General features: G+C 69.0%; 20 protein-coding genes. 6 read left to right on the forward strand and 14 right to left on the reverse strand.

Annotated elements, in window-relative coordinates; translation table 11 throughout:
* Position 1: 1 nt before the first annotated feature.
* From OVA06_RS09110 to OVA06_RS09130, 5 genes are all read right to left on the reverse strand, one after another.
* The gene (locus tag OVA06_RS09110; RefSeq protein ID WP_056078906.1) at positions 2 to 553 is read right to left on the reverse strand and encodes a dihydrofolate reductase family protein; all 552 of its coding nucleotides are present in this window, start codon (positions 551 to 553) and stop codon (positions 2 to 4) included.
* 94 nt (positions 554 to 647) lie between these two features.
* Positions 648 to 869 carry a hypothetical protein gene (locus OVA06_RS09115; protein WP_056078903.1) on the reverse strand — a complete coding sequence of 74 codons (222 nt, stop codon included), beginning with the start codon at positions 867 to 869 and terminating at the stop codon, positions 648 to 650.
* Positions 866 to 2,179 carry an inorganic phosphate transporter gene (locus tag OVA06_RS09120; protein ID WP_315967727.1) on the reverse strand — a complete coding sequence of 438 codons (1,314 nt, stop codon included), beginning with the start codon at positions 2,177 to 2,179 and terminating at the stop codon, positions 866 to 868. The genes OVA06_RS09115 and OVA06_RS09120 overlap by 4 nt, the downstream gene beginning before the upstream one ends.
* A gap of 152 nt (positions 2,180 to 2,331) precedes the next feature.
* Positions 2,332 to 2,838 (reverse strand): HAD domain-containing protein, encoded by a 507-nt coding sequence (locus OVA06_RS09125; RefSeq protein WP_261619750.1) that lies wholly within the window; start codon positions 2,836 to 2,838, stop codon positions 2,332 to 2,334.
* A gap of 18 nt (positions 2,839 to 2,856) precedes the next feature.
* Positions 2,857 to 3,537, reverse strand: coding sequence for a hypothetical protein (locus tag OVA06_RS09130; RefSeq protein ID WP_268160722.1), 681 nt, complete (start codon positions 3,535 to 3,537; stop codon positions 2,857 to 2,859).
* 148 nt (positions 3,538 to 3,685) lie between these two features.
* Between OVA06_RS09130 and OVA06_RS09135 the strand changes: the two genes are divergently transcribed.
* Entirely contained in the window at positions 3,686 to 5,299 is a 1,614-nt protein-coding gene (locus OVA06_RS09135) for a helix-turn-helix transcriptional regulator (protein ID WP_268157728.1), read from the forward strand.
* A gap of 234 nt (positions 5,300 to 5,533) precedes the next feature.
* Positions 5,534 to 6,616 carry a class I SAM-dependent methyltransferase gene (locus OVA06_RS09140; RefSeq protein ID WP_056078892.1) on the forward strand — a complete coding sequence of 361 codons (1,083 nt, stop codon included), beginning with the start codon at positions 5,534 to 5,536 and terminating at the stop codon, positions 6,614 to 6,616.
* A 70-nt stretch (positions 6,617 to 6,686) separates the two neighbouring features.
* Here OVA06_RS09140 and OVA06_RS09145 read toward each other — a convergent pair whose 3' ends face one another.
* From OVA06_RS09145 to OVA06_RS09155, 3 genes are all read right to left on the reverse strand, one after another.
* A complete protein-coding gene (locus OVA06_RS09145) occupies positions 6,687 to 7,121 on the reverse strand; it encodes a VOC family protein (protein ID WP_056078888.1) in 435 nt (144 codons plus the stop codon).
* A gap of 104 nt (positions 7,122 to 7,225) precedes the next feature.
* On the reverse strand, positions 7,226 to 7,948 hold the full coding sequence (locus tag OVA06_RS09150; protein WP_261619748.1) for a response regulator: 723 nt from the start codon (positions 7,946 to 7,948) through the stop codon (positions 7,226 to 7,228).
* On the reverse strand, positions 7,945 to 9,861 hold the full coding sequence (locus OVA06_RS09155; RefSeq protein WP_268157729.1) for a DUF4118 domain-containing protein: 1,917 nt from the start codon (positions 9,859 to 9,861) through the stop codon (positions 7,945 to 7,947). The genes OVA06_RS09150 and OVA06_RS09155 overlap by 4 nt, the downstream gene beginning before the upstream one ends.
* 183 nt (positions 9,862 to 10,044) lie before the next feature.
* Here OVA06_RS09155 and OVA06_RS09160 point away from each other — a divergent pair, with 183 nt between their 5' ends.
* Positions 10,045 to 12,021 (forward strand): amino acid transporter, encoded by a 1,977-nt coding sequence (locus tag OVA06_RS09160; protein ID WP_268157730.1) that lies wholly within the window; start codon positions 10,045 to 10,047, stop codon positions 12,019 to 12,021.
* A 50-nt stretch (positions 12,022 to 12,071) separates the two neighbouring features.
* Positions 12,072 to 12,692 (forward strand): L-threonylcarbamoyladenylate synthase, encoded by a 621-nt coding sequence (locus OVA06_RS09165; protein WP_268160725.1) that lies wholly within the window; start codon positions 12,072 to 12,074, stop codon positions 12,690 to 12,692.
* A 109-nt stretch (positions 12,693 to 12,801) separates the two neighbouring features.
* On the opposite strand, the gene ligD is transcribed toward OVA06_RS09165, so the two are convergent.
* On the reverse strand, positions 12,802 to 13,839 hold the full coding sequence (gene ligD / locus OVA06_RS09170) for a non-homologous end-joining DNA ligase (protein ID WP_268157731.1): 1,038 nt from the start codon (positions 13,837 to 13,839) through the stop codon (positions 12,802 to 12,804).
* Positions 13,840 to 13,908: 69 nt separating this feature from the next.
* On the opposite strand from ligD, the gene OVA06_RS09175 reads away from it, so the two are divergent.
* Complete coding sequence (locus tag OVA06_RS09175) at positions 13,909 to 14,595, forward strand: alpha/beta hydrolase family protein (protein ID WP_261619744.1); 687 nt, start codon at positions 13,909 to 13,911, stop codon at positions 14,593 to 14,595.
* A 22-nt stretch (positions 14,596 to 14,617) separates the two neighbouring features.
* Here the strand turns inward: OVA06_RS09175 and OVA06_RS09180 are convergent, their stop codons facing one another.
* From OVA06_RS09180 to OVA06_RS09200, 5 genes are all read right to left on the reverse strand, one after another.
* Entirely contained in the window at positions 14,618 to 14,764 is a 147-nt protein-coding gene (locus OVA06_RS09180) for a hypothetical protein (protein ID WP_268157732.1), read from the reverse strand.
* A gap of 164 nt (positions 14,765 to 14,928) precedes the next feature.
* Positions 14,929 to 17,574: an ATP-dependent helicase HrpB gene (gene hrpB / locus OVA06_RS09185; RefSeq protein WP_268160728.1), complete on the reverse strand. Its 2,646-nt coding sequence runs from the start codon at positions 17,572 to 17,574 to the stop codon at positions 14,929 to 14,931.
* 67 nt (positions 17,575 to 17,641) lie between these two features.
* Positions 17,642 to 18,271, reverse strand: a complete 630-nt coding sequence (locus tag OVA06_RS09190) for a hypothetical protein (protein ID WP_268157734.1) — start codon at positions 18,269 to 18,271, stop codon at positions 17,642 to 17,644.
* The gene (locus OVA06_RS09195; RefSeq protein WP_268157735.1) at positions 18,261 to 18,608 is read right to left on the reverse strand and encodes a hypothetical protein; all 348 of its coding nucleotides are present in this window, start codon (positions 18,606 to 18,608) and stop codon (positions 18,261 to 18,263) included. The genes OVA06_RS09190 and OVA06_RS09195 overlap by 11 nt, the downstream gene beginning before the upstream one ends.
* A 173-nt stretch (positions 18,609 to 18,781) precedes the next feature.
* On the reverse strand, positions 18,782 to 19,294 hold the full coding sequence (locus tag OVA06_RS09200; protein WP_268157736.1) for a flavin reductase family protein: 513 nt from the start codon (positions 19,292 to 19,294) through the stop codon (positions 18,782 to 18,784).
* A gap of 347 nt (positions 19,295 to 19,641) precedes the next feature.
* Here OVA06_RS09200 and OVA06_RS09205 point away from each other — a divergent pair, with 347 nt between their 5' ends.
* The gene (locus OVA06_RS09205; RefSeq protein ID WP_268157737.1) at positions 19,642 to 21,078 is read left to right on the forward strand and encodes an FAD-binding oxidoreductase; all 1,437 of its coding nucleotides are present in this window, start codon (positions 19,642 to 19,644) and stop codon (positions 21,076 to 21,078) included.
* Position 21,079 lies beyond the last annotated feature (1 nt).

The following is a 21,079-nucleotide window of genomic DNA, read 5'->3' on the forward strand; positions in this document are numbered from 1 at the left end:
TCTAGGAGGTTCCGCCGCTGAGCAGGTACCGGGACTCCACGATGCCCCTTCCAAGGGTTCGCGAGGCAGTCAGCTCAAGCGGCGGCGTCGGGCCCTGAATGGGCAGCAGGCGCTTGCCATCGCCGAGGATGACCGGGATGACGGACAGGATGATCTCGTCCAGGAGACCCGCAGCGGCGAACTGGGCGGCGAGGTTGCCGCCACCTACCACCCAGATGTTCCGGCCCGCAGCGTCCGCGCGGAAGTCATCGGCAAACTCCGTGACGCTGCCCCGGACGAACGTGATGTCCGAGCCAGGCGGGGCCGCGTGTTCGTGGTGGGTAAAGACGTAGCAGGGGGTGGACGGGTACGGCCATTTGCCCGGTTCGTGTTCCATGAGCCAGGCGTAGGTTTCCCCGCCCATGACGATGCAGCCCACATCTGCCATGAACGATTCGTAGCTTTCGCTGCCGCCTTCGAAACCGTCGAATTGCAGGAGCCAGCCGAGATCGTCCCCGGAGGTGGCGATGAAGCCGTCCAGGGAGGCAGCGACGAAATACTGGATGCGTGGCATGGGCCAAGCCTAGCCAACGGCGCAGGGCCTGCATAGTACGCCTGCCCGGGCCCTTGCGCCGGGCAGACCGGGATGGCTGCCTGGAGGGCGGTGGCTACTTGGAGAAGTACGGAATGATCAGGTAGAGCCCGAAGAGGACCGCCGCGCCACAGAGTCCAAAGCAGAGGTATGCCAGCGACCGCTTCAGCCCGGGAGAGGGCTGCTGGGCATCGGCAGCAATTGCCGTCAGCCGGACACCCAGCGCGTACAGCGTCACCACCGTGGAAGCGGCAATGAGTGTGGCGCCGGCAACTGTCAGGAGTTCCAACCACTTCATCGCTGCGTTTCCTTCGAGTTGGTTGCGTCGGCGTCGGCCGGCGCCTGTGTCTGCGACTCCGGTTCCGCCTGCGGCGTGGCGTTTGCCTTGGTGCTGGCTTCGGCTTTCGCTTTGGCCTTGGCTTCGGCGCGTGCCCGGGCCATCGCCTTCTTCTTGGCGAAGCGGACGGCCTGCCCGGCCTCCTCGACCTCCACGGCATTGTGGTGGCCCACGGCAGATTTGCGTGAGTAGAAGAACATGAACAGTACGGCGCCTGTACCGGCGATCGCTGCGATGAGGACTCCCACCACGCCGGTGTTGACGAGCAGCGCAGTCAACGCGCCGACAATGCCGGCGGCCGGAAGGGTGAACAGCCAGCCGATGGCAATCTTTCCCACCATGTTCCAGCGGACGGTGGTGCCCTTGCGGCCCATTCCAGAACCGATGACGGAGCCGGAGGCCACCTGCGTGGTGGACAGTGCGAAGCCCAGGTGGGAGGAAGCCAGGATGGCTGATGCTGTGCTGGTCTCGGCGGCGAAGCCCTGGGCCGGCTTGACCTCGGTGAGGCCGGATCCCATGGTGCGGATGATGCGCCAGCCGCCGGAGTAGGTGCCGATGGCGATGGCCAGTGCACAGGCAGCGATAACCCAGAACTGGGGACCGGTGCCCGGTGCCTGGGTGCCGGCGGCGATCAGGACCAGGGTGATGATGCCCATGGTCTTCTGGGCATCGTTGGTGCCGTGCGCCAGCGCCACGAGGCTGGAGGTGAAGATCTGGCCCGTGCGGAAGCCGCCACGCTTTTGCGTCAGCTTGCTGCCGGTCTCGGGGTCGTGCCGGGAAGTCAGGGCATAGGCGAGGCGGGTGCACACATAGGCCACCAGCCCGGCGATAAGGGGGGCGAAGATGGCAGGAAGGATGACCTTCTGCAGGAGCGTTTCGAGGTTGACGGAGCCGAAGCCGATGCCCGCGATAGCTGCGCCGATCAGGCCGCCGAACAGGGCGTGCGAGGAGCTGGACGGCAGTCCCTTGAGCCACGTGATCATGTTCCAGAGGATGGCACCCATCAAACCCGCGAAAATGATCTCCGGGGTGATCTGCACGCCGTCGGTGCCTTCGCGGATGATGCCGCCGGAAACTGTCTTCGCCACCTCAGTGGACAGGAACGCACCCACCAGGTTGAGGAGGGCGGCCAGCGTCACCGCGGTCTTCGGCTTGATGGCACCCGTGGCGATGGGTGTTGCCATGGCGTTCGCGGTGTCGTGGAAGCCGTTCGTGAAGTCGAAAAATAGAGCCAGTGCAATGACCAGCGCCACCATGAAGGTGATGTCCACCTGTTGCCCAATCTGCAGAGTTGGTGTTCAGCAGTTTCCGTACCCCGGCTGCCCTGCACAGCATAATTCACCGGATGTTCGTGGGGAATGTCCTGTGCTGCTAACCAAACCGGCGTGAAACCCTATCGATCGTACGCGCCCGAAGCAGCAGGTCAAAACAGCGATCCGGCCAGGAAAGACCGGATGGACTCCAGCTCGGCGGGCGAGATTCCGCGCCGGGGATCGGGGGAAACGGCTAGCATCCGGCGGCCCAGCAGCCGCACCCATGACTGCGCTTCGGCCTCGTAGCCGAGCTGGTCGTCGATCCACACGGCGGCGTCCGGACCGGTGGATTCCAGGTGGTCCATGATGGCGTGCAGTTTCCACCACCCCTCGCCCGTCCCCGCTCCGGCTGCGGTGAGATACAGCCAGTCGCTGCCGTCCAGGCCGATTGCCGGGCACAGGTACTGGGGGGCAAGTTCCTCCCAGCTGGTGAGCCAGACGCAGCGGACGCCTTCGGTGCGGGCGATGTTGTTGAGCCCGGTAACCAGCTCAGCGGCGTAGGCCACGGGCAGAAGCCCGGCGTCGGCCCTTCGCCACGCAGTACCCCAGCCGGTGGTTCCGGCCGGCCCAAAAGGGCAGATGACGCCGTCGACGTCGATATACAGCGTGCGCGCCACGGTGCCGGTCCGCGCGGATCAGCCTGGCTGGTCCGACGGCCTGCGTCCGGCATCCAGGCCGGGCGCCGCGAGCCTCTCCAGCGCGGCGATGGTCACGTCCGGCAGGACGATCAGCCCGTCCAGTTCCCGCCGCGCCCGCTTATAGGCGGCCTGGCGCTCCGCCGGGGTGGCGGCCGCGTTCTCCGCAATCATCAGCAGCTTCCTGGCCGTGGCGAGGCGCTCACGCTCGGGTCCGGAAAACTTGCGGTCGCGGATCCGACGGGCTTCCCGCTCTGCCACGTCCAGGGCAACGGCAAAGGCATTGACTGCCGTCCGGTAGGCGTCCAGCTGGGCCGGCGACAGGTCCGCGGCGGAGTGGGGACGCTGGCCATCGGCGTCGCGCTTGGCCCGCAGGAATGCGACGGTCAGGGGTTCACGCACGTCCGTCATGAGTGGAAAGTCGATGAGCTTGCCCACGTCGAGTTCGTAGTCGAGCCACCGGCGGTTGGTGGCGTCATGCGTGGCGGTCAGAGCCTCCAGGTCCGCCACCGAAGCCTTTCCGGCCTCCCGCGCCTGGTTCTTCAAGGTGAGCAGTTCCACCTTGCGCCGGTGCCGCCGCTCGCTGGCCTTGCGCCACGAATTGGCATAGTGGCCAGCGAAAGCGGTCAGAGGAAAGACCAGCCACCATTTATCGGAAAGGAATTCAAAGAGGGGCTCCACTGCACCATCCTCGCAGGCGGCAGGGGCTGCCTCAAGGCTGCTGTTCGACATGGTCATCAGCAGTGCCGTGGGCCCTCGCGGAAAATAGGCCTGCCTGTTCGGGCCACGGCGGCAGCAGTACGCTGGAAACGATGTCCCGGAGGGGCCAATGACGGAACTGGACCAGTTGCTGGCGTCCGGGCGGGAAGCGTTCGCCCGGAGGGACTGGACTGCGGCCGAACGGGACCTCCGCGAAGCGTCCGGGCTGGCGCCCCTGCCTGCCGGCGACCTCGAAGCCCTGGCGGACTCCGCCTGGTGGCTGGGCGATATAGCGGCATCGCTGGCCAACTCCGAGGAACTGTACCGGCGCCTCGCGGAAAGCGGCGACCGTGCCGGTGCTGCCATGACGGCCATCGAACTCAGTCTGCGGTGGGGCACCCGCGGGGACCTGGCCCTCGCGTCCGGATGGCTCAGCCGGGCCCGGCGGACACTCCTCGGGCTCGAGACGCTGCCCGCTTACGGCTACCTCCAATACCTGGAGGCAACCATGACCATGGATTTCAAGGGTGACCCGGGACCTGCCACAGACGCCGCTGCGGCACTCGAGGACCTCTCCCGCACATGCAGTGACCCTGCCCTGGCGTGCTTCTCAAGGGTTCTGGCAGGCCTGGCCCTGGTACGTGCCGGCGATGTTGAAACGGGCTTCCGGCACCTCGATGAAGCGATGCTGCCCGTGCTCGCCGGCGAGGTCCCGGCGGAGTGGAGCGGCGACATCTACTGCACCGTGACGCACCTCTGCCACGCCTTGGGCGACTACGCACGGATGCGGGCGTGGACCGATGCCCTGCAGCGGTGGACAGCCGGGATGTCCGGCACGTTCGTGTATGCCCAGGTGACCCGGGTCCACGAGCTCCAGCTGCTCAGCACCGAGGGCTCCTGGGCCGAAGTGCTCAGGGAGATCGGCCCGCTGAGCGAAGCGCTGGCCGGTGCTCACGGGTGGATGGCGGGCGCCGGCTTCTGCGAACTGGCTGACATCCTGCGGCTCCGCGGGGACTGGGCGGGCGCCGGGTCGGCGTACGCCAGGGCGCGGCGGGCCGGGGTGGATCCGCAGCCGGGCGAGGCACTGCTGCTGCTGGCGTCCGGCCGGCACACCGAAGCCCTCGGACTCCTGGGCCGTTCGATGGGCGAGGGCACCGCCCTGGACAAGGCCCGTCTCCTGCTGCCGGCCACGGAAGCTGCGCTGGCTGCCGGGCAGCGGGCGCTCGCCGAAGCCTATTGCGCCGAGCTGGAACATAGCGCAACCCGCTATGCCTCGCCCGGCTTCCTTGCCTGGGCGGCCCATGCCCGCGCGCGGGTACTCCTGGCTGCGGGCCGGCACGCTGATGCGCTGGAGCCCTTGGAGACCGCCATCAGGATCTACCGCCACCAGCATGCGCGTTACAGCATCGCCGCCGTGCATGAACTCCTGGCCGCCTGCCGGCACGGCCTGGGGCAGCAGGGCGCCGCTGCAGCGGACCGCGCCACAGCCCTGGCGATCTACCGCGGGCTCGGCGCGCAGCCTGATGTCCGCCGTCTGGACGATCCGCTGCCCGGCGGACTTACGGCGCGCGAGACTGAGGTCCTTGCCCTGGTGAGCCGCGGTGCCAGCAACCGGGATGTCGCGGCCGCCCTCGTCCTCAGCGAGAAGACGGTGGGACGGCACCTGGCCAACATCTTCGCCAAGATCGGCGTGGCCTCGCGGACGGCGGCGGCGGATTGGGCGCGGGACAACCACGTGGCCTGAGGGACGACGCCGGCAGGGACACCCGGCGCGGGCCCGCCTGGGTGCGCCCCGCCGTCGCACGTCCCAGGCGCGTGCCCGCCTGCATCATCCGCACCACGCCGGACCCTTGGAAATGCATCATCCGCCCGACGCGGCGGCCTGCTCCTCCGCCTTACGGTGGTGGCATCCGGAGAGCCCGGATAACCCCGGGCCGGAGGAACCGACGCCGGGGACAGGCAAGACAAAGGACAGGCGATGACCACTTACCAGGCGGAAAAGGGAAGCGAACCGGCGGCGGCCCTGGAAGCAGCGGCAGCGGAACGGCTCATGGGCATCCTGAACGACGGGTCTGCCGCCGTGCTCATCAGCATCGGCCACCAGGCGGGGCTGTTCAATGTCCTGGCGGGCCTGCCGCCGGCCACCAGCCTGCAGATCGCCGATGCTGCCGGGCTGAACGAACGCTATGTGCGCGAGTGGCTGGGCGGCCTGGTGACCGCAGGCATCATCGGCTACGAGCCGGCGTCGGAAGCTTACGTCCTGCAGCCGGCCTACGTGCCGTCCATGACCGGGACAGGCGTGGACAACCTTGCCAGGACACTGACCTTCGTAACGCTCATGGGCGAGGTGGCCGGGAAGGTCGCTGCCAGGTTCCGCACCGGCGGCGGACTGCAGTACGGCGAGTACCCCGGTTTCGTCCAGATCCAGGCCGCTGACAGTGCCGCCGTCCACGACTATTCGCTGGTGGACGTGATCCTCCCGCTGTCCGGGAGGGTGGCGGACCTGCGGTCGGGAATCCGGGTGGCCGATGTGGGGTGCGGCGCCGGCCATGCGGTCAACCTGATGGCGCAGGCGTTTCCAGCCAGCACATTCGTAGGTTACGACTTCCTGGCGGAAGCCCTGGAGGCAGGCCGGGATGAGGCGCTGCGGCTGGGACTGTCCAACGTCCGCTTTGAGCTTTGTGACGCCGCCGCACTGGACCTTCGGGAGGAACTGGACCTCGTCACCGTGTTCGATGCCGTGCACGACCAGGCCCACCCTGCAGCAGTGCTCCGGAACATCCGGCGGGCCCTCAAACCCGGTGGGACCTTCCTGATGGTGGACATTAAGGCCTCCAGCGCCCTGGAAGACAATGTGGACCTCCCCTGGGCTGCGTTCCTCTACGCCATTTCCACCACGCACTGCATGTCCGTTTCGCTGGCCCAGGACGGCGACGGCCTGGGCACCGTCTGGGGCGTCCAGAGGGCCGAGGCCATGCTGCGGGACGCCGGCTTCCGTGACGTGGAGGTGCTGGACCTCGCGGAGGACCCCTTCAACGCGTACTTCGTGGCGTCGGTGTAGCCCCGGCCAGGAACAGGAAGGGCACCCCAGCAGTGATCGCGGGGTGCCCTTTGCTGACTTGACCGCCGGATCAGGGGGCGTCCGTGGCACGCTCCCCCGCGTTGGCGTTGACCAGCCAAGCGACGCCGAACCGGTCCGTGCACATGCCGAAGACGTCACCCCACGGGGATTTCTCCATCGGGACGGTGACGGCACCCCCGTCGCCGCTGAGCTTGTCGTAGTAGCCGCGAAGCTCCGTTTCGTCCTCGCCGCTGAGCGAAATGGAGATGGCGGAGCCCTCGCTGAATTCCATGTGGTTGGGAGTGTCCGAGCCCATGAGCACCAGGCCGTTGGGCGTGGTCAGCATGCCGTGCATGACCTTCTCGGCTTCCGCCGGGTCCTCGGCCATCTGGTATTCGCCGAACGTGCTGACCCTCAGGTCGCCGCCGAAGACTGACTGGTAGAAGTTCAGGGCCTCCCGGGCGTTGTCCCGGAAGCTGATGTACGGGTTGAGGATGGTCGGCATACTGGATCTCCTTCGCGTGGTGTCGTGCTCATGAACCAGACAACATCCTGCACCATGGGCGCCCGCGGGGGTAGGGGTTGCGGGCGGACGCCGCGGCAGGGTTGTCAGGGCACGAACCGGTACCCGATGCCGGGTTCAGTGAGCAGGTGCCGCGGCTTACCGGCGTCGGCCTCCAGCTTCCGCCGCAGCTGCGCCATGTAAACGCGCAGGTAGTTGGCCTCCTTGACGTAGCCGGGACCCCACACCCGGGCCAGCAGCTGCTGCTGTGTGATGAGCCGGTTGGGGTTCAGGACCAGGATTTCGAGGATCTTCCACTCGGTGGGTGTCAGCCGGACCGCAATGCCGCCGCGGTCCACCCGGCGGGCCGCCAGATCCACGCTGAACGCCGCGGAGGCCACCACTGGCGCCGCTTCCGCGGCAGGGACGCGGCGCTGCAGGGCCCGCAGGCGTGCGAGGAGTTCGTCCAGGCCGAAGGGCTTGGTGATGTAGTCGTCGGCGCCGGCGTCCAGGGCGCCCACCTTGTCCGCCGAGCCATGCCGCGCCGACAGCACCAGGACGGGTAAGGTGCTCCACCGCCGCAGGTCGCGCAGCACATCGACGCCGTCCATATCCGGCAGTCCCAGGTCCAGGATCAGCAGGTCCGGTGCATGCCGCGAGGCCGCGACAAGCGCCGAGGCCCCGTCGGCGGCGGCGTCCACCGCGTACCCGTGGGCGGCAAGGGTGATCCGCAATGCCTTCAGGAGATGGGGATCGTCGTCCACCACCAGCACCCTGGCGTGGGCCGCCGCAGCTCCGGCCGCCGTCGTATCCTGGTTCGCCAGCGTCATGCCCGCCCACCTCCCGCCGGCCCGGCACCGGGTCCCGTCAATGCAATGCCGGTAGCGGGAGATCCTGTGACGGGCGACCCGGTGGACAGCGGCAGGCGGATGACCATCGTCAGACCGCCGCCCGGTGTTTCTTCAGCGTCCAGGCTTCCGCGCATCGCCTGCACGAAACCCTGCGCCACAGCCAGTCCCAGCCCGATGCCGGTTCCCTGGTCCGCGTCCCCCAGCCGCTGGAACGGCTGGAACATCTCCACCACCTTGCGGGCCGGAACACCCGGGCCGTGGTCGATGATGCGCAGCTCGCCGGCAGGGTGGCCGCCCGTGGCAGCGCCGGCCAGTTGCACCGGAGTACCGGAAACGGTGATGCCCGCCCCGGGGGCGTACTTCAGCGCATTCTCCACGATGTTGGCGACGGCGCGCTCCAGCAGCCCGGGGTCCGCTTCCACAGCCGGCATATTGGCAGGCAGCGCTACCGTCACGGTACCGGCGGGGCACGTCCGGAGGGCGCGGTCCACGGCGTCCCGCCACCGCACGGGCTCCAGCAGCGGTTCAACGGACTGGGCCGTAATCCTGGACATGTCCAGGAGGTTGCCCACCAGCCCGTCCAGCCGGTCCGTGCATTCATCAATGGTTTCCAGCAGTTCCCTCCGTTCCTCCGGACCGTAGCCGACGCCGTCCTGGAGCAGGCCCCCGGCCGCCAGCTTGATGCCCGCCAGCGGTGTCCGAAGATCGTGGGACACTGCCCGGAGGATGGCGGTCCGCATGGCGTTACCCTCGGCAAGGCGGGAAATCTCGAGCCTGCTCGCCGCCAGCTGCCGCCGTTCCAGCAGTGCTTGGACATGAACCCCGAAAGCATCCACCAGCCGGCGCTCCGCACGGGAAATCTCCCGCCCGAACAGGAGCAGCCACGTGCGGCCGCCCAATTCCTCGGCAGTCCGCGCCGCCGAACCCTCCGGGCCCTTTTCCCAGCCCGGGATGTCCCCCGTTCCCGCCACAAGGTCCCAGCCCTGCTGCGGAGGGTCGGCGGCAGCCGTGACCACGGCCGCTCCGGAGACCCCGAAGACACTGAGGGACTCCGCGAGCAGTGCCTGCAGCGAGTCCTCGGAGCGGGAGGCCCCCAGGGCAAGGTCACCCAGGGTTGCTGCTTCGGCCCGGGCCAGGGCCGCTTCCTTGGAGCGGCGCGCCGATCCGTCCACCACGCCGGCCACTGCAACGGACACCCCCACGAAGACGCCCAGCGCCAGGACGTCCTGGGGGTCGTGGATGGCGAGGTCCCCCACGGGCGGCGTGGAAAAGTAGTTGACCAGCAAGCTGCTCCAGAGCGCACCGGCCACCGCCGGCCACAGCCCGCCCACCAGGGCGACGGCTACCGCCCCCGCCAGCTGGACCAGCACCGCCGTGGCCACGCTGTGGTCCAGCACGGCCAGGAGCAGCTGAAGGCCGGCCGGAAGGATGGCCGCCAGCGCGAACCCCGCCAGGGTCCTGCCCCGGCCAAGTTCCGTCCGTACCCGCCGCGGCGGGCGGGCGGCCGGGTCACGGGGCACCACCTGGACGTCGATGTCGCCGGCGTCGCGCACCACCCGGGCTTCAACGGTGCCGCGGAAGAGTCCAGCAATCCGCTGCCGCCGTGACTGTCCCACCAGGATGTGGGTCGCCTGTACCGACCGTGCGTAGTCCAGCAGGGCCTGCGCGACGTCGTTTCCGGCGAGCGCGTGGTACTCGCCGCCGAGGCCGGCCACTGCGCGGCGCTGGTCTTCGAGGGCGCGTGGCGAGTCTCCGCCGGTCCCTGACGGGGTCCTCACGTGCACCGCCAGCAATTCCCCGCCGCCGCGCCCCGCAAGGCGCGCGGCGCGCCTGACCAGGAGTTCGTCGTCGTCCCCGCCCTTGAGGCCGGCGACGATCCGTTCGGTTGCCATGAGGCACATTCTTCCACCGTTGCGGCAGGTGGACGCGCTGTGGGGCCGCGGTGTGTGGGTCCGCTCACAACGGCGTTAAGGATGCATCAAGATCGTCCCATTGGCGGCTCCGCTGCCCCCGCCCGGTGCTACGTTCGGCTGTGCCCGGCGGCGTGCCGGGACTTTGAATCGAAAGGCATGGCGATGACCACCATGAGCCGGCCCCCGGCTGATCCCTCGGTCCCACCGCTCCCCCGGGGCGTGGCGATGAAGAACTGGCTGCTGTTTGGGCTGCAGGACACCAAGGGCACGCACCAGGGTCCGGGCGGCGTGGCTGCCAGCGGGCACCGGAAGCACCGCTGGTGGCAGGTGATGTGCCTGACGGGCGTGGACTACTTCTCCACCCTGGGCTACCAGCCCGCTATCGCTGCCCTTGCCGCCGGTGCCATCTCCCCGCTCGCCACGCTGGTACTGGTGGCGGTCACCCTGTTCGGGGCGCTTCCCGTGTACCGGCGGGTGGCGTCGGAGAGCCCGCGCGGCGAGGGGTCCATCGCCATGCTTGAACGCCTCCTTCCGCGCTGGGGCGGGAAGCTTCTGGTCCTGGTTCTTCTCGGCTTCGCGGCGACTGACTTCATGATCACCATGACGCTGTCCGCGGCCGATGCCACCGCCCACCTGATCGAGAACCCGTTCGCACCCGGCTGGCTGCACGGCCAGAACGTCGCCATCACCCTGGTGCTGTTGGGCTTGCTCGCGGCAGTGTTCCTGCGGGGCTTCAAGGAGGCCATCGGCATCGCGGTGGTGCTGGTGGCCGTGTACCTGGCGCTGAACGTGGTGGTAGTGGCCCGGGCGCTCGCCGAGGCGGCCACCCACCCGGTGGCGGTCAGCGGATGGTGGGATGCCCTCACCACCAGCCACGGAAACCCCCTGATGGCGGTGGCCCTGGCGTTGCTGGTATTCCCCCGCCTGGCGTTGGGCCTCTCCGGGTTTGAGACGGGGGTGGCTGTCATGCCGCAAATCCGGGGCAGTGCAGGCGACACCGAGGCCAACCCCGCGGGGCGGATCCGCGGCACCCGCCGCATGCTGACCACTGCCGCCCTGATCATGAGCACGTTCCTGATCACCAGCAGTTTCGCCACGGTGGTCCTGATTCCGGAGCAGCAGTTCCAGCCCGGCGGCGAGGCGAATGGGCGCGCCCTGGCGTTCCTGGCGCACACCTACCTGGGCCCGGAGTTCGGCACGGTGTACGACATAAGCACCATCGCCATCCTGTGGTTTGCGGGCGCCTCCGCGATGGCCGGGCTCCTGAACCTCGTACCCCGGTACCTGCCCCGGTACGGCATGGCCCCGGAGTGGGCCAAAGCGGTCCGGCCCCTGGTGCTGGTCTTCACGCTGACGGGCGTCCTCATCACGGTGCTGTTCGAGGCCGACGTCGATGCCCAGGGCGGTGCCTACGCCACCGGCGTCCTAGTGCTGATGACCTCCGCCGCAGTTGCCGTGACGTTGTCCGCGCGCCGGCTCCGGCAACGGCGCAGGAGCTTCGGCTTCGCCGTCATCGCGTTGCTGTTCCTGTACACCACAGTGGCCAACATCTTCGAGCGGCCCGAGGGCATCAGAATTGCCGGGTTCTTCATCCTGGCGATCGTGGCCATCTCCCTGCTGTCCAGGGTGCTGCGGTCCTTCGAGCTGCACGCCACCCACGTCCGCCTGGACACAGAGGCGCTGCAGTTCGTCACCTCCGCGGTGGCCGGCCCCATCGGCATCATCGCCCACGAGCCGCTGCGCCAGTCCGCCGAGGCGTACCGCCGGAAGCTGGCCTCCGCCACTGAAGCGAGCCACTTCCCGGACAATGCCACTCCCCTGTTCCTGGAAGTGATGGTGGATGACTCCTCGGACTTTGAGACGGCCCTGGAAGTACGGGGTTTCCTCCGCCACGGCTACCCCGTGCTGGAAGTCCACGGCCCGGTGGTTCCCAACACCATCGCCTCGGTGCTCCTGCACATCCGGGATGTTACGGGGCTGATGCCGCACATCTACTTCCGCTGGACCGAAGGCAACCCAGTGTCGAACCTCCTGCGGTTCCTGGTGCTCGGCGAGGGCGAGATTGCCCCGGTGACCCGCGAAATCCTGCGCGAGGCCGAACCGGATGTCACTCAGCGCCCGTGGGTCCACGTCGGCTGACCCGGGTGGAAAGTGGTGCCTAACGGTCCGGAGGAAAGTAGGCTCGGGTGATGGCCAGATTCTTCGATGTTCATCCGCACGATCCCCAGCCCCGCGCCATTGCGCAGGCCGTCAGCATTGTCCGCGACGGCGGGCTGATCGCTTACCCCACAGACTCCTGCTATGCGCTGGGGGCACAGATGGGCAACAAAGAGGCGCTGGACCGGATCCGGACCATCCGGCACCTGGATGACAAGCACCACTTCACCCTGGTCTGCCGTGACTTCGCCCAGCTGGGCCAGTTCGTGAACATCGGCAACGATGTGTTCCGGAGCATTAAGTCCGTGACACCCGGAAGCTACACGTTCATCCTGCCGGCCACCAAGGAGGTCCCCAAGCGGCTGCTGCACCCGAAGAAGAAGACGGTGGGCGTGCGGATCCCCGACAACCGGGTAGTCCAGGCCCTGCTGGCCGAACTGGGTGAACCGCTGCTGTCCAGTACCCTGCTGCTGCCGGACGAGGACGAGCCCTTTACCGTGGGCTGGGAGATCAAGGAACGGCTGGACCACCAGGTGGACGCGGTGATCGACGCCGGCGACTGCGGGGCCGAACCCACTACGGTGGTGGATTTTTCCAGCGGGGTGGCCGAGGTGGTCCGGCGCGGCATGGGAGACCCGTCACGCTTCGAGTAATCCCCGGCCGCACCTGCGGTCCCGGGGCACATTGCCGCCGCCCGCCGTCGTGAATGACGACGGCGGGCGGCGTGTCCGTGCCAAAGTGCCCTGTTTTGGAGGGCTCAGGTCAGTCGTTGGCAGTCTCAGTCTGCTTTTTCGCCCGGCTGGGCTGGACCCGGGGCGGTTCGCCGGGCATCTTGGGGTAATCCGGCGGGAACGGCATCTCGCCGAGCCCGTCCTTGGCATCCCTGTCCCACCACTCCAGCAACGTGCCGATGCTGCCCGGCTTGTTACCGAACCCGGCCCAGGGATCGCCGACAGTTTTCAGCCGGTCAGGGACGGTGAGGACGGTCAACTTCTTGGGATCCGTGGTTTCCAGTTCATCCCACGTGATGGGACAGGAGGCCGGGGCGTGCGGCAAGGCGCGGGGGCTGTAGGCGCCGGCGATGGTCCGGTCCCGGTTGGCCTGGTTGAAGTCCAGGAAAATCCGCTCACCGCGCTCCTCCTTCCACCACGCCGTGGTCACTTTGTCCGGCATCCGCCGTTCCACCTCCCGGGCCGCGGCAATGACGGCGTGCCGGACGTCCAGGAATTCGCGTTCCGGCTTGATGGGTGCATAAACATGCAGGCCACGGTTGCCTGAGGTTTTGATGAACGATTCGAGTCCGGCTTCGGCCAGGACGTCCCGCAGCACCTGGGCGGCCGGGATGGCGTCGTCGAAGTCCGTACCGGGCTGCGGGTCAAGGTCGATGCGGAGCTGGTCGGGGTTGTCCGGGTTCTCCGCCCGGGACGGCCAGGGGTGGAACACCACGGTGTTCATCTGCACGGCCCAGACGGCGGCCGCCGGCTCGTCCAGCACCAGTTGTGGGTGGGAACGCGCGCTGGGATAGACCACCTTGACGGACCGGACGAAATCCGGAGTGCCCCTGGGCGGGTTCTTCGAAAAGAACATCTCGCCGTCAATGTTGTCGGAGTACCGCTGCAGGGACACCGGACGGCCGCCGTTCGCTGCGATGAATGCCTCCCCCACGTCGCAGATATACCGGGCGAGATCCAGTTTGGTGAGGCCCAGGTCCGGGAACAGGACCCTGCCGGGACTGGAAATGCGCATCTCGCGCTCGCCGTGGGGGCCCGGGACGGTGATGGTGGTCTGTTCGCTCGCCATGGGGACAACGTACACCCCGCGCTCCGAACGGCAGCACATTTGCCCTGCCAGGTCCGGCATGATGGACCCATGCCCGCAACCGATCAGCACCTGTCCATCCCGGTGGGCGATACCGCCGTCTCCGCCGTCTACGCCCGCCCGGACAACCCGGCGGGCCCCGTGGCCACTGTGGCGGTGGCGCACGGCGCAGGGGCCGGGATGGAGCACCCGTTCCTGCGCGGGTTCACCGATGCCCTGAACGAATTGGGCCTGGCCACGCTCCGGTTCAACTTCCCCTACCGTGAAGCGGGGCGCCGGTTTCCGGACCGCCCTCCGCTGGCCATCGCCACCTGGCGGGCCGTGATGGATACCGCCGCCGAGCAGGCAACGGTCCAAGGTGACACGGGCACCGTGTGGGCCTGCGGTAAATCATTTGGCGGCCGGATGGCGTCAATGGCCGTGGCGGAGGGGATGCCGGCGGCCGGCCTCATCTACCTTGGCTACCCGCTGCACCCGCCGGGCAAGCCGGAGAAGCTGCGCGACGAACACCTGTACGGGCTGACCACTCCCATGCTGTTCCTGCAGGGCAGCCGGGACACCTTTGCCACGGCCGCCCTCCTTGAGGACGTGGTGGCCAGGATCGGCCCGACGGCGGTCCTGCAGTGGGTGGACGGCGGTGACCATTCCTTTGCGGTGGCGGGGGCTAAACGGCCCGCAGACCAGGTGGGTGCCTCGGTGGCGGCGCCGGTGGCGGATTTCATCCGGTTTAGCGGCTGAAAACGCCAAAGAACGGCGCCGGCTAAGCGGCGTCCTCGTGCCACCAGCCCTCCCACGCTGCAGAGGTCAGCCGGCCCGCCGGGAACGTGCCGGACTCGGTGTTGCGGGATCCGCCGGCGTCGTTGCTGCGGCCATCCAGCAGGAGGTTGAGGCTGGTCAAGAGAAACATGGTGAGTCCTTCCGTAGGTGGTGCGGACCACGCTGTCCGCGTAGGAAAGAGCCTAGGCAAAGGATGTTTCAGCACGTCGACGGGACGTTTCGGCTTTGTATCGTTGTTCTCACGCGGCCGCCTGCGCAGCCGTGCACCGGAGCCGGACCCCGGGGCCGGGCGCCTCAGTTCCGCCGGTTTGTCCTTGCGGTGGCCGGGGCGGCCCACGGGTCCTCGGGCCACGGATGCCGCGGATACCTGCCGCGCATCTCGGCCCGAACCTGGGCATAGGGCCCGGACCAGAAAGAGGTGAGGTCGTCAGTGACGGCCAGCGGCCGGCGTGCCGGGGACAGCAGGTGGAACAGGACAGGAACCCGCCCGCCGGCCAGCCGCGGGGACTCGGCCAGCCCGAAACATTCCTGGAGCTTCACGGCCACCACAGGCCGGGTGGTTTCCTCTCCGGGGACCGGGTAGGCCACCCGGATCCTGGATCCGCTGGGGACCTCAAGCCATTCGGGCGCCAGGTCATCGAAGCGTGCCGCGTCCGGCCAGGGCAGCAGGTTCCGGAGCGGCCCGGCCAGGTCGACGCGCGCGACGGCGGCCCCTTCCGCGAGTGCCTGAAGTTCCGGTCCGAGCCACTCGTCGAGGCGCTCCAGGAGCGCCCCGTCCGAGACATCGGGCCACGGGCCGCCCAGTTCGCGGTGCAAAAGGGCGAGGCGCCCGCGAAGGTCCCGTGCCGCCGCCGACCATTCCAGCAGGGCGAGCCCGTCCCGGCGCAGTGCCGCGCCGACCGCTGCACGGCCCGCTTCCGGCGTAGGCCGGACGGGGGTCTCTGCCAGCACGATGGCACCCAGGCGCCGGACCTTCCGTGCCGTGACCCGCCCCTGCCGGAACTCCGCCTCAACGGCCTCGGCCAGGAGATGGCTGGCGGCGGACTCGGCCTGCGCTGCGGTGAGCGGCGCCGCGGACCTGATCACTGCCCCGGTGCCCGCGGCATCGCGCCCACCGGCCCGCGACACTTCCGCGACCGCGAGCCACTCATGGCCGCCCAGTGAACTGCCCGCCGGCAGTCCGGCCCTCGTCCCGGAGCTCAGCAGGTAGCGGGCCGGTCCATCGCCGGGCACCAGGCGTGCAACCCGGTCCGGGTATGCCAGCGCGACGACGGCGCCCGGCGCCTCGCCGGTGGCCGGTCCGGTGGGTCCGGCCGCATTGCCGCCGGCCGCTGCGTGGCCGGCGGCGTTGCGCCCGTGCCGGCGGGCGAGTGCTTCCAGGCGACGGACCTCCTCAAGCCACCGCCGCTGGGCCGGTCCCGGCTCCGTACGCAACTTGCCGAGCAGCCGCGGCAGGTCGGCGTCGTGCGCCCGCTGGTCCCCACCAAGGGCCGCCACAACCTCAGCGGCCGCCTGCGCACCCACGTCCGCCGCGCCGTCGAGCAGGGCGCGGGCCAGCCGGGGGTCTGCCGGGATCTCCGCGAGTACCCGTCCGGCGGCGGTGGCATGGCCGTCCCAGGTGACGGCGCCGAGCTCGCGCAGCACTTCCATGGCCTCGTCCATGGCCTGCCGCGGCGGCTCGTCCGGCAACGCCAGGCCCTGGCCTCCGGGGGAACCCCAGCAGGCCAGGGTGAGGGCGGCGCCGGCCAGGTCCGCCACCCTGATCTCCGGAGTGGCGTGCGCGGGCGCCGCACCGAAGGCCTGCTGGCTGTAGCAGCGGACCACGGTGCCGGGCCCCTGCCGCGCGGCACGGCCCGCCCGCTGCTCCGCCGAGGCGCGTGCGCAGGACACGGTCACCAGGCCGGCCATGCCGCGGGCAGCGTCGCGCCGGGGTTCCCTGGCCAGGCCGGAGTCAATCACCAGGCGGACCCCGGGCACCGTGAGCGACGATTCGGCCAGGTCCGTGGACACGATGATCCTGGGCTTGCCTCCCGGCGGGCGGCCCGAGACTGCCCGGTCCTGTTCGGCGGCGCTGGCCTGGCCGTGGAGTTCGAGGACGTCCACGGCGGCGCCCGCCCGGTGCCGCAGTCCGGCCGCAACGTGGGCCACCTCCCGGGCGCCGGGAAGGAAGACCAAGGCATCGGACGAAGGGTCCGTGCGCAGGGCATGCAGCTGGGCTTCTGCTGCGGTGGTGGCGATGTGGTCAAGGAAGGCACGCGTCACGCCACGGTCATCCAGCCGGGAAGCCGCGGCGGGATGCCAGCGGACCTCCAGGGTGTGGAGGACCGACGGCGAGTCCACCACGGGAGCCGGCCGGCCGCCGTCGGGATCCCCCAGCAGCGCCGCGAACCGGGCAGCCTCCACCGTGGCGGACATGGCCACCACCTGCAGGTCGCCGCGCAATTGGCGCACCTCGGCGAGCATTCCCACCAGCAGATCCGTTTCCAGGCCCCGTTCATGGACTTCGTCCAGCACGACGGCGGCCACGCCCGTCAGCCCGGGATCGGCCAGCAGGCGGCGCAGCAGGATGCCGGGGGTCACGAACTCGACGAGGGTTTCCGCTCCGGCCCGGCGCTCGCCGCGGACGGTGTAGCCCACCCTGTTGCCCAGCGGGCTGGCATCCAGGGCGGCCAGCCGCCGTGCTGCGGCACGGGCTGCGACGCGGCGCGGCTGGGTCACGATGACGCGGCCCGTTCCGCCGGCCAGGTTGGCCATCAGCGGCGGCAGCATTGTGGTCTTGCCGGTGCCGGGAGGGGCCTGGACCACCGCGGCGGCTGACGGGCCGCCGGCGTCGAGCGCCTTCCGGAGTTCCGGGAGGGACCGTGCGAACGCCAGGTCCGCGCCGATGGCAGCGAGGTCAAAGGGCTGGATATCAGGGATGGCGGACGGACCGGCGGACAAACTCACCTGTCCATTCTGCCTCCGGTACCGTCCCCTGCAGTCCTGCAGGATGGTCCCGGCGTACAGGTCAGGGTTTGTTGTGGCCCTTGGCTTTGCCCTGGGGTGCTGTGACGCCGGGCGGAGGGCCGGGCTGCTGCTGCACGGCCGGTGCGGGTGCCGGCGCCGCAGGGGCGGGTGCCGGCACGGCTCCGGCGCCCGCGGAACCGGAAGTTGGCGTGCCGTCGGCGGTCGTGGTGGTGTCCGCTGCGGGGGCTGTCCCGGCGGCAGCGGCGGTCCCCGCCACCGCAGCCCGGGACTCCAGTTGTCCGCTGATGTCGGCCCGCACGGCGCCCAGGGCACTCTCGATGCCGCGCAGCCTTGGCGCGGTGATCCGGCCGTCGAGGGCAGCACGGTCGAGGTCGTCCTCGAGCCCCTGCAGCGCCGCCAGTGCGCCTTCAGGCCTGTTTTCCGCTACCGCCTGGCTGATGCTCAGGACCCGGATCTGGAAGCCCCGCAAGGTGGCTTGGTCAGTGTCGCCGGCCTGCTGCCCCTGGTAGACCGCCAGGGAGGCGGCCGTGAGGCCCGCAGCGAGCAGGACGGCGATGCCGCTTCGGAGCAGAGTGGAGCGCGACAGGCGGCTGGGGCGCCGTGTTGGCAATGACGGGGCAACTGGAACGGCGGCGGCGGCTTCACCGCCGGGCAGCAGCTCAGGCAGCATGCCGGCCGCGGAGTGGGGCCAGGGATGCAGCCGGGCGCATCGGCAGGGTGGAAACCTGCGCCGGAACAGGGGCTGCGGCGGTATCGCGCAGAGCGGCATCCGCACCGGCAACTGCCTGTGGGCCCGGATGGGTGGCAGCACGGAGGCGCCGGAGCACCACCTGCACCGTGGCGCGCAACAGGACCGCTGCCAGCTGCCCGATGCCCACGCCCAGCAGCACGTGGCCCGCCAGGTACTGTCCGCCCGGTGCCGCACCGCCATAGGGGGCTGACGCGGCAACGGCTGCTCCTCCGGCAGTGAGCATCAGTGACCAGGCAACGCCGAATACTGCGCCCATTGTTCCTGCTTCCATCGTCCACTAATCAGCAAGCTTACGGTAATGCTCAGCAAGCTTACTACTCGGCGGTGCCGATGCAAGAACCCCCGCAGGAACCCGGGCTCAGGACCGTGCCGCGTCCCGGACGGAAATGGCCGCCTGCAGCTTCGGTCTCCCGAAGCGGAAGAACGTGGTCAGCTGGCGGCTTCGAGCAGGCGGCCCTGCGAAAGTCCGGCGTACCGGCCTTTGAAGAACAGGAGCGGCTCGGCGTCGTTCCGGGCACTCAGATGCCGCACGCTGGCCACCACAATCGTGTGGTCGCCGCCGTCGTACTCCGCGTGAAGTTCGCAATCGATCCAGGCGAGGGCATCGTCAAGGATGGGGTTGCCCAGGGGCGAGGACGTATGGCTGACCCCGGCGAACTTGTCTATTCCGGAGCGGGCGAACTGTCCGGCGAGGTGCTGGTGTTCGGCCGGCAGGATGTTCACCGTGAAGGAGCCCGCATCCCGCAGGACGGGCCACGTGCTGGAGGTTCGGGCGGGGCTGAACGTGACCAGCGCGGGTTCGAGCGACAGGGATGCAAACGACTGGCAGGTAAAGCCGGCGGGCCCTTGCGGTGTTGAGCTGGTAATCACCGTCAGCCCGCTGGCAAAGGTTCCAAAAATATCGCGAAGCCGGCGGGGAGCAAGATCTGATGTGGCAGTCATTATTTGGCCTCTCGTTTGGATCGTTACCTCACCAAACCATTACCCAATTCAATTCGACAAGCACCGCTGCAATGCACTGACGCGCACCGCAACGCAGCTTCACGCCGGTACCCGCGGCGTCATCTGCCGGCACTGTTACGCCGATCATGACTATTTCTTACCGCCCATTGATCCGCGTGTCCTGCAATTTCGATTTGTTTATTCCGGTTTCATCCAGGTTCGCGGCACGGGGGCCAACAAAGCTAATTTCCCTTAGAACCGAAATGGAAAATGACGCTCCGGGAAAATTCCCCTTTCCCCTCCTGTCACATTCTTCCGCCATGCACCCACCCCGAAAGAGATCCGGCATGACATCAGCAGAACCCGAAGCGCGGCCGCGCCCCACCCATCCGCAACGGGCCGTGGACTCATTCGTCCTGGAACTGTCCGCCCGCCACCCGGACATTGACGCGTTGGCGCCGGCACCGGAAACCGGGCCCTACCGTTACGACGCCGCGACGGCGAAAACCGCCGGGCCTGACGGCGGCGCGGCTGGTCCCGCCGTCGTTTTCCCCGCCAGCGCCGGTGAGGTGCAGAAGGTGGTCCGGCTGGCCGCTGAATTGGGAGTTTCGGTGGTTCCCCGCGGCGCCGGTACCGGCCTGTCCGGCGGCGCCACCGCCGAAGCCAGCCAGGTGGTGGTGTCCACGGAACGGCTGACAGCTGTCATCGAGGTTTCGCCGCTCGACGAAGTTGCCGTAGTGGAACCGGGCCTCATTAACGCTGACCTAAACGCACGCCTCGCACCGTACGGACTGTTTTATGCCCCTGATCCTGCCAGCTTCGATATCTCGTCGATTGGCGGCAACATCGCTACCAACGCCGGTGGGCTGAGGTGCGCCAAGTACGGCGTGACCCGTGAATCCGTCCTGGCCCTCGACGTCGTCCTCGCTGACGGCAGCCTGGTCAGCGTGGGGCACCGCTCCATCAAGGGCGTGACCGGGCTGGACCTGACCTCGCTGTTTGTCGGCTCGGAGGGAATCCTGGGGATCGTGGTCCGAGCCACCGTCCGGCTGCGGCCCATCCCGGTGGCCCGGAAGACCGTCACGGCGTTCTTCGACAGCACGGAAGCCGGTGCCAAGGGCCTCTCCGCCATCACCCTCTCCCCGGTCCGGCCCGCGGCCATCGAGTTCTTCGATACCCCCAGCCTCGAAAACATCGACAGCCATTCCGGTACCAGCCTCCGCGGCCGCGGCGCCGCGCTGATCCTGATCGAACTCGACGGCTACGGCATCGAGGCGCAGTCCGCCGACCTTGCAGCGGCGCTCACCGCCGCCGGCGGGCGGGTCACCGTGGAATCGGACGACGACGGCGTGCGGCTCTGGGAGCTGCGCCGCAGCGGCCGCGGCCTCCCGCAGGACAAGTGGTACATCGGCGAGGACATTGCCGTCCCGAACTCCCGGCTCCCTGAGGTTTACGCAGCGTTTCCAGCCCTGGAAGCACGCTTCGGCGTGGACATCTCGGCCGTATCGCACGCCGGTGACGGCAACCTCCACCCGCTGATCACGCTCGACAGGCAGCCCGGCGACGACCCCGCGCGGCCGCCGGCGGCCCTGCAGGAGGCCGCCACCGAACTGGTCCGCGTGGCACTCTCGCTCGGCGGCACCGTCACCGGCGAACACGGCATCGGCAGCATCAAACAGGACTGGGCCGCGCTGGAACTGTCCCCGCGGATCCGCCAGGCGCAGCACGCCATCAAATCAGCCCTGGACCCGCACGCACTGCTCAACCCCGGCAAAGCCATCTAGC

Origin of the sequence: Pseudarthrobacter sp. SL88 (assembly GCF_026672455.1) — a bacterium.
Classification (GTDB): Bacteria; Actinomycetota; Actinomycetes; order Actinomycetales; family Micrococcaceae; genus Arthrobacter.

Coding starts and splice junctions, on each gene's coding strand:
- OVA06_RS09115 (WP_056078903.1), bottom strand. CDS start 869: ATGAAGTGGTTGGAACTCCTGACAGTTGCCGGCGCCACACTCATTGCC.
- OVA06_RS09160 (WP_268157730.1), top strand. CDS start 10,045: ATGACCACCATGAGCCGGCCCCCGGCTGATCCCTCGGTCCCACCGCTC.
- OVA06_RS09135 (WP_268157728.1), top strand. CDS start 3,686: ATGACGGAACTGGACCAGTTGCTGGCGTCCGGGCGGGAAGCGTTCGCC.
- OVA06_RS09150 (WP_261619748.1), bottom strand. CDS start 7,948: ATGACGCTGGCGAACCAGGATACGACGGCGGCCGGAGCTGCGGCGGCC.
- OVA06_RS09195 (WP_268157735.1), bottom strand. CDS start 18,608: ATGGGCGCAGTATTCGGCGTTGCCTGGTCACTGATGCTCACTGCCGGA.
- OVA06_RS09110 (WP_056078906.1), bottom strand. CDS start 553: ATGCCACGCATCCAGTATTTCGTCGCTGCCTCCCTGGACGGCTTCATC.
- OVA06_RS09205 (WP_268157737.1), top strand. CDS start 19,642: ATGACATCAGCAGAACCCGAAGCGCGGCCGCGCCCCACCCATCCGCAA.
- OVA06_RS09140 (WP_056078892.1), top strand. CDS start 5,534: ATGACCACTTACCAGGCGGAAAAGGGAAGCGAACCGGCGGCGGCCCTG.
- OVA06_RS09165 (WP_268160725.1), top strand. CDS start 12,072: ATGGCCAGATTCTTCGATGTTCATCCGCACGATCCCCAGCCCCGCGCC.
- ligD (WP_268157731.1), bottom strand. CDS start 13,839: ATGGCGAGCGAACAGACCACCATCACCGTCCCGGGCCCCCACGGCGAG.
- OVA06_RS09145 (WP_056078888.1), bottom strand. CDS start 7,121: ATGCCGACCATCCTCAACCCGTACATCAGCTTCCGGGACAACGCCCGG.
- OVA06_RS09190 (WP_268157734.1), bottom strand. CDS start 18,271: ATGCTGCCTGAGCTGCTGCCCGGCGGTGAAGCCGCCGCCGCCGTTCCA.
- OVA06_RS09155 (WP_268157729.1), bottom strand. CDS start 9,861: ATGGCAACCGAACGGATCGTCGCCGGCCTCAAGGGCGGGGACGACGAC.
- OVA06_RS09180 (WP_268157732.1), bottom strand. CDS start 14,764: ATGTTTCTCTTGACCAGCCTCAACCTCCTGCTGGATGGCCGCAGCAAC.
- OVA06_RS09175 (WP_261619744.1), top strand. CDS start 13,909: ATGCCCGCAACCGATCAGCACCTGTCCATCCCGGTGGGCGATACCGCC.
- OVA06_RS09200 (WP_268157736.1), bottom strand. CDS start 19,294: ATGACTGCCACATCAGATCTTGCTCCCCGCCGGCTTCGCGATATTTTT.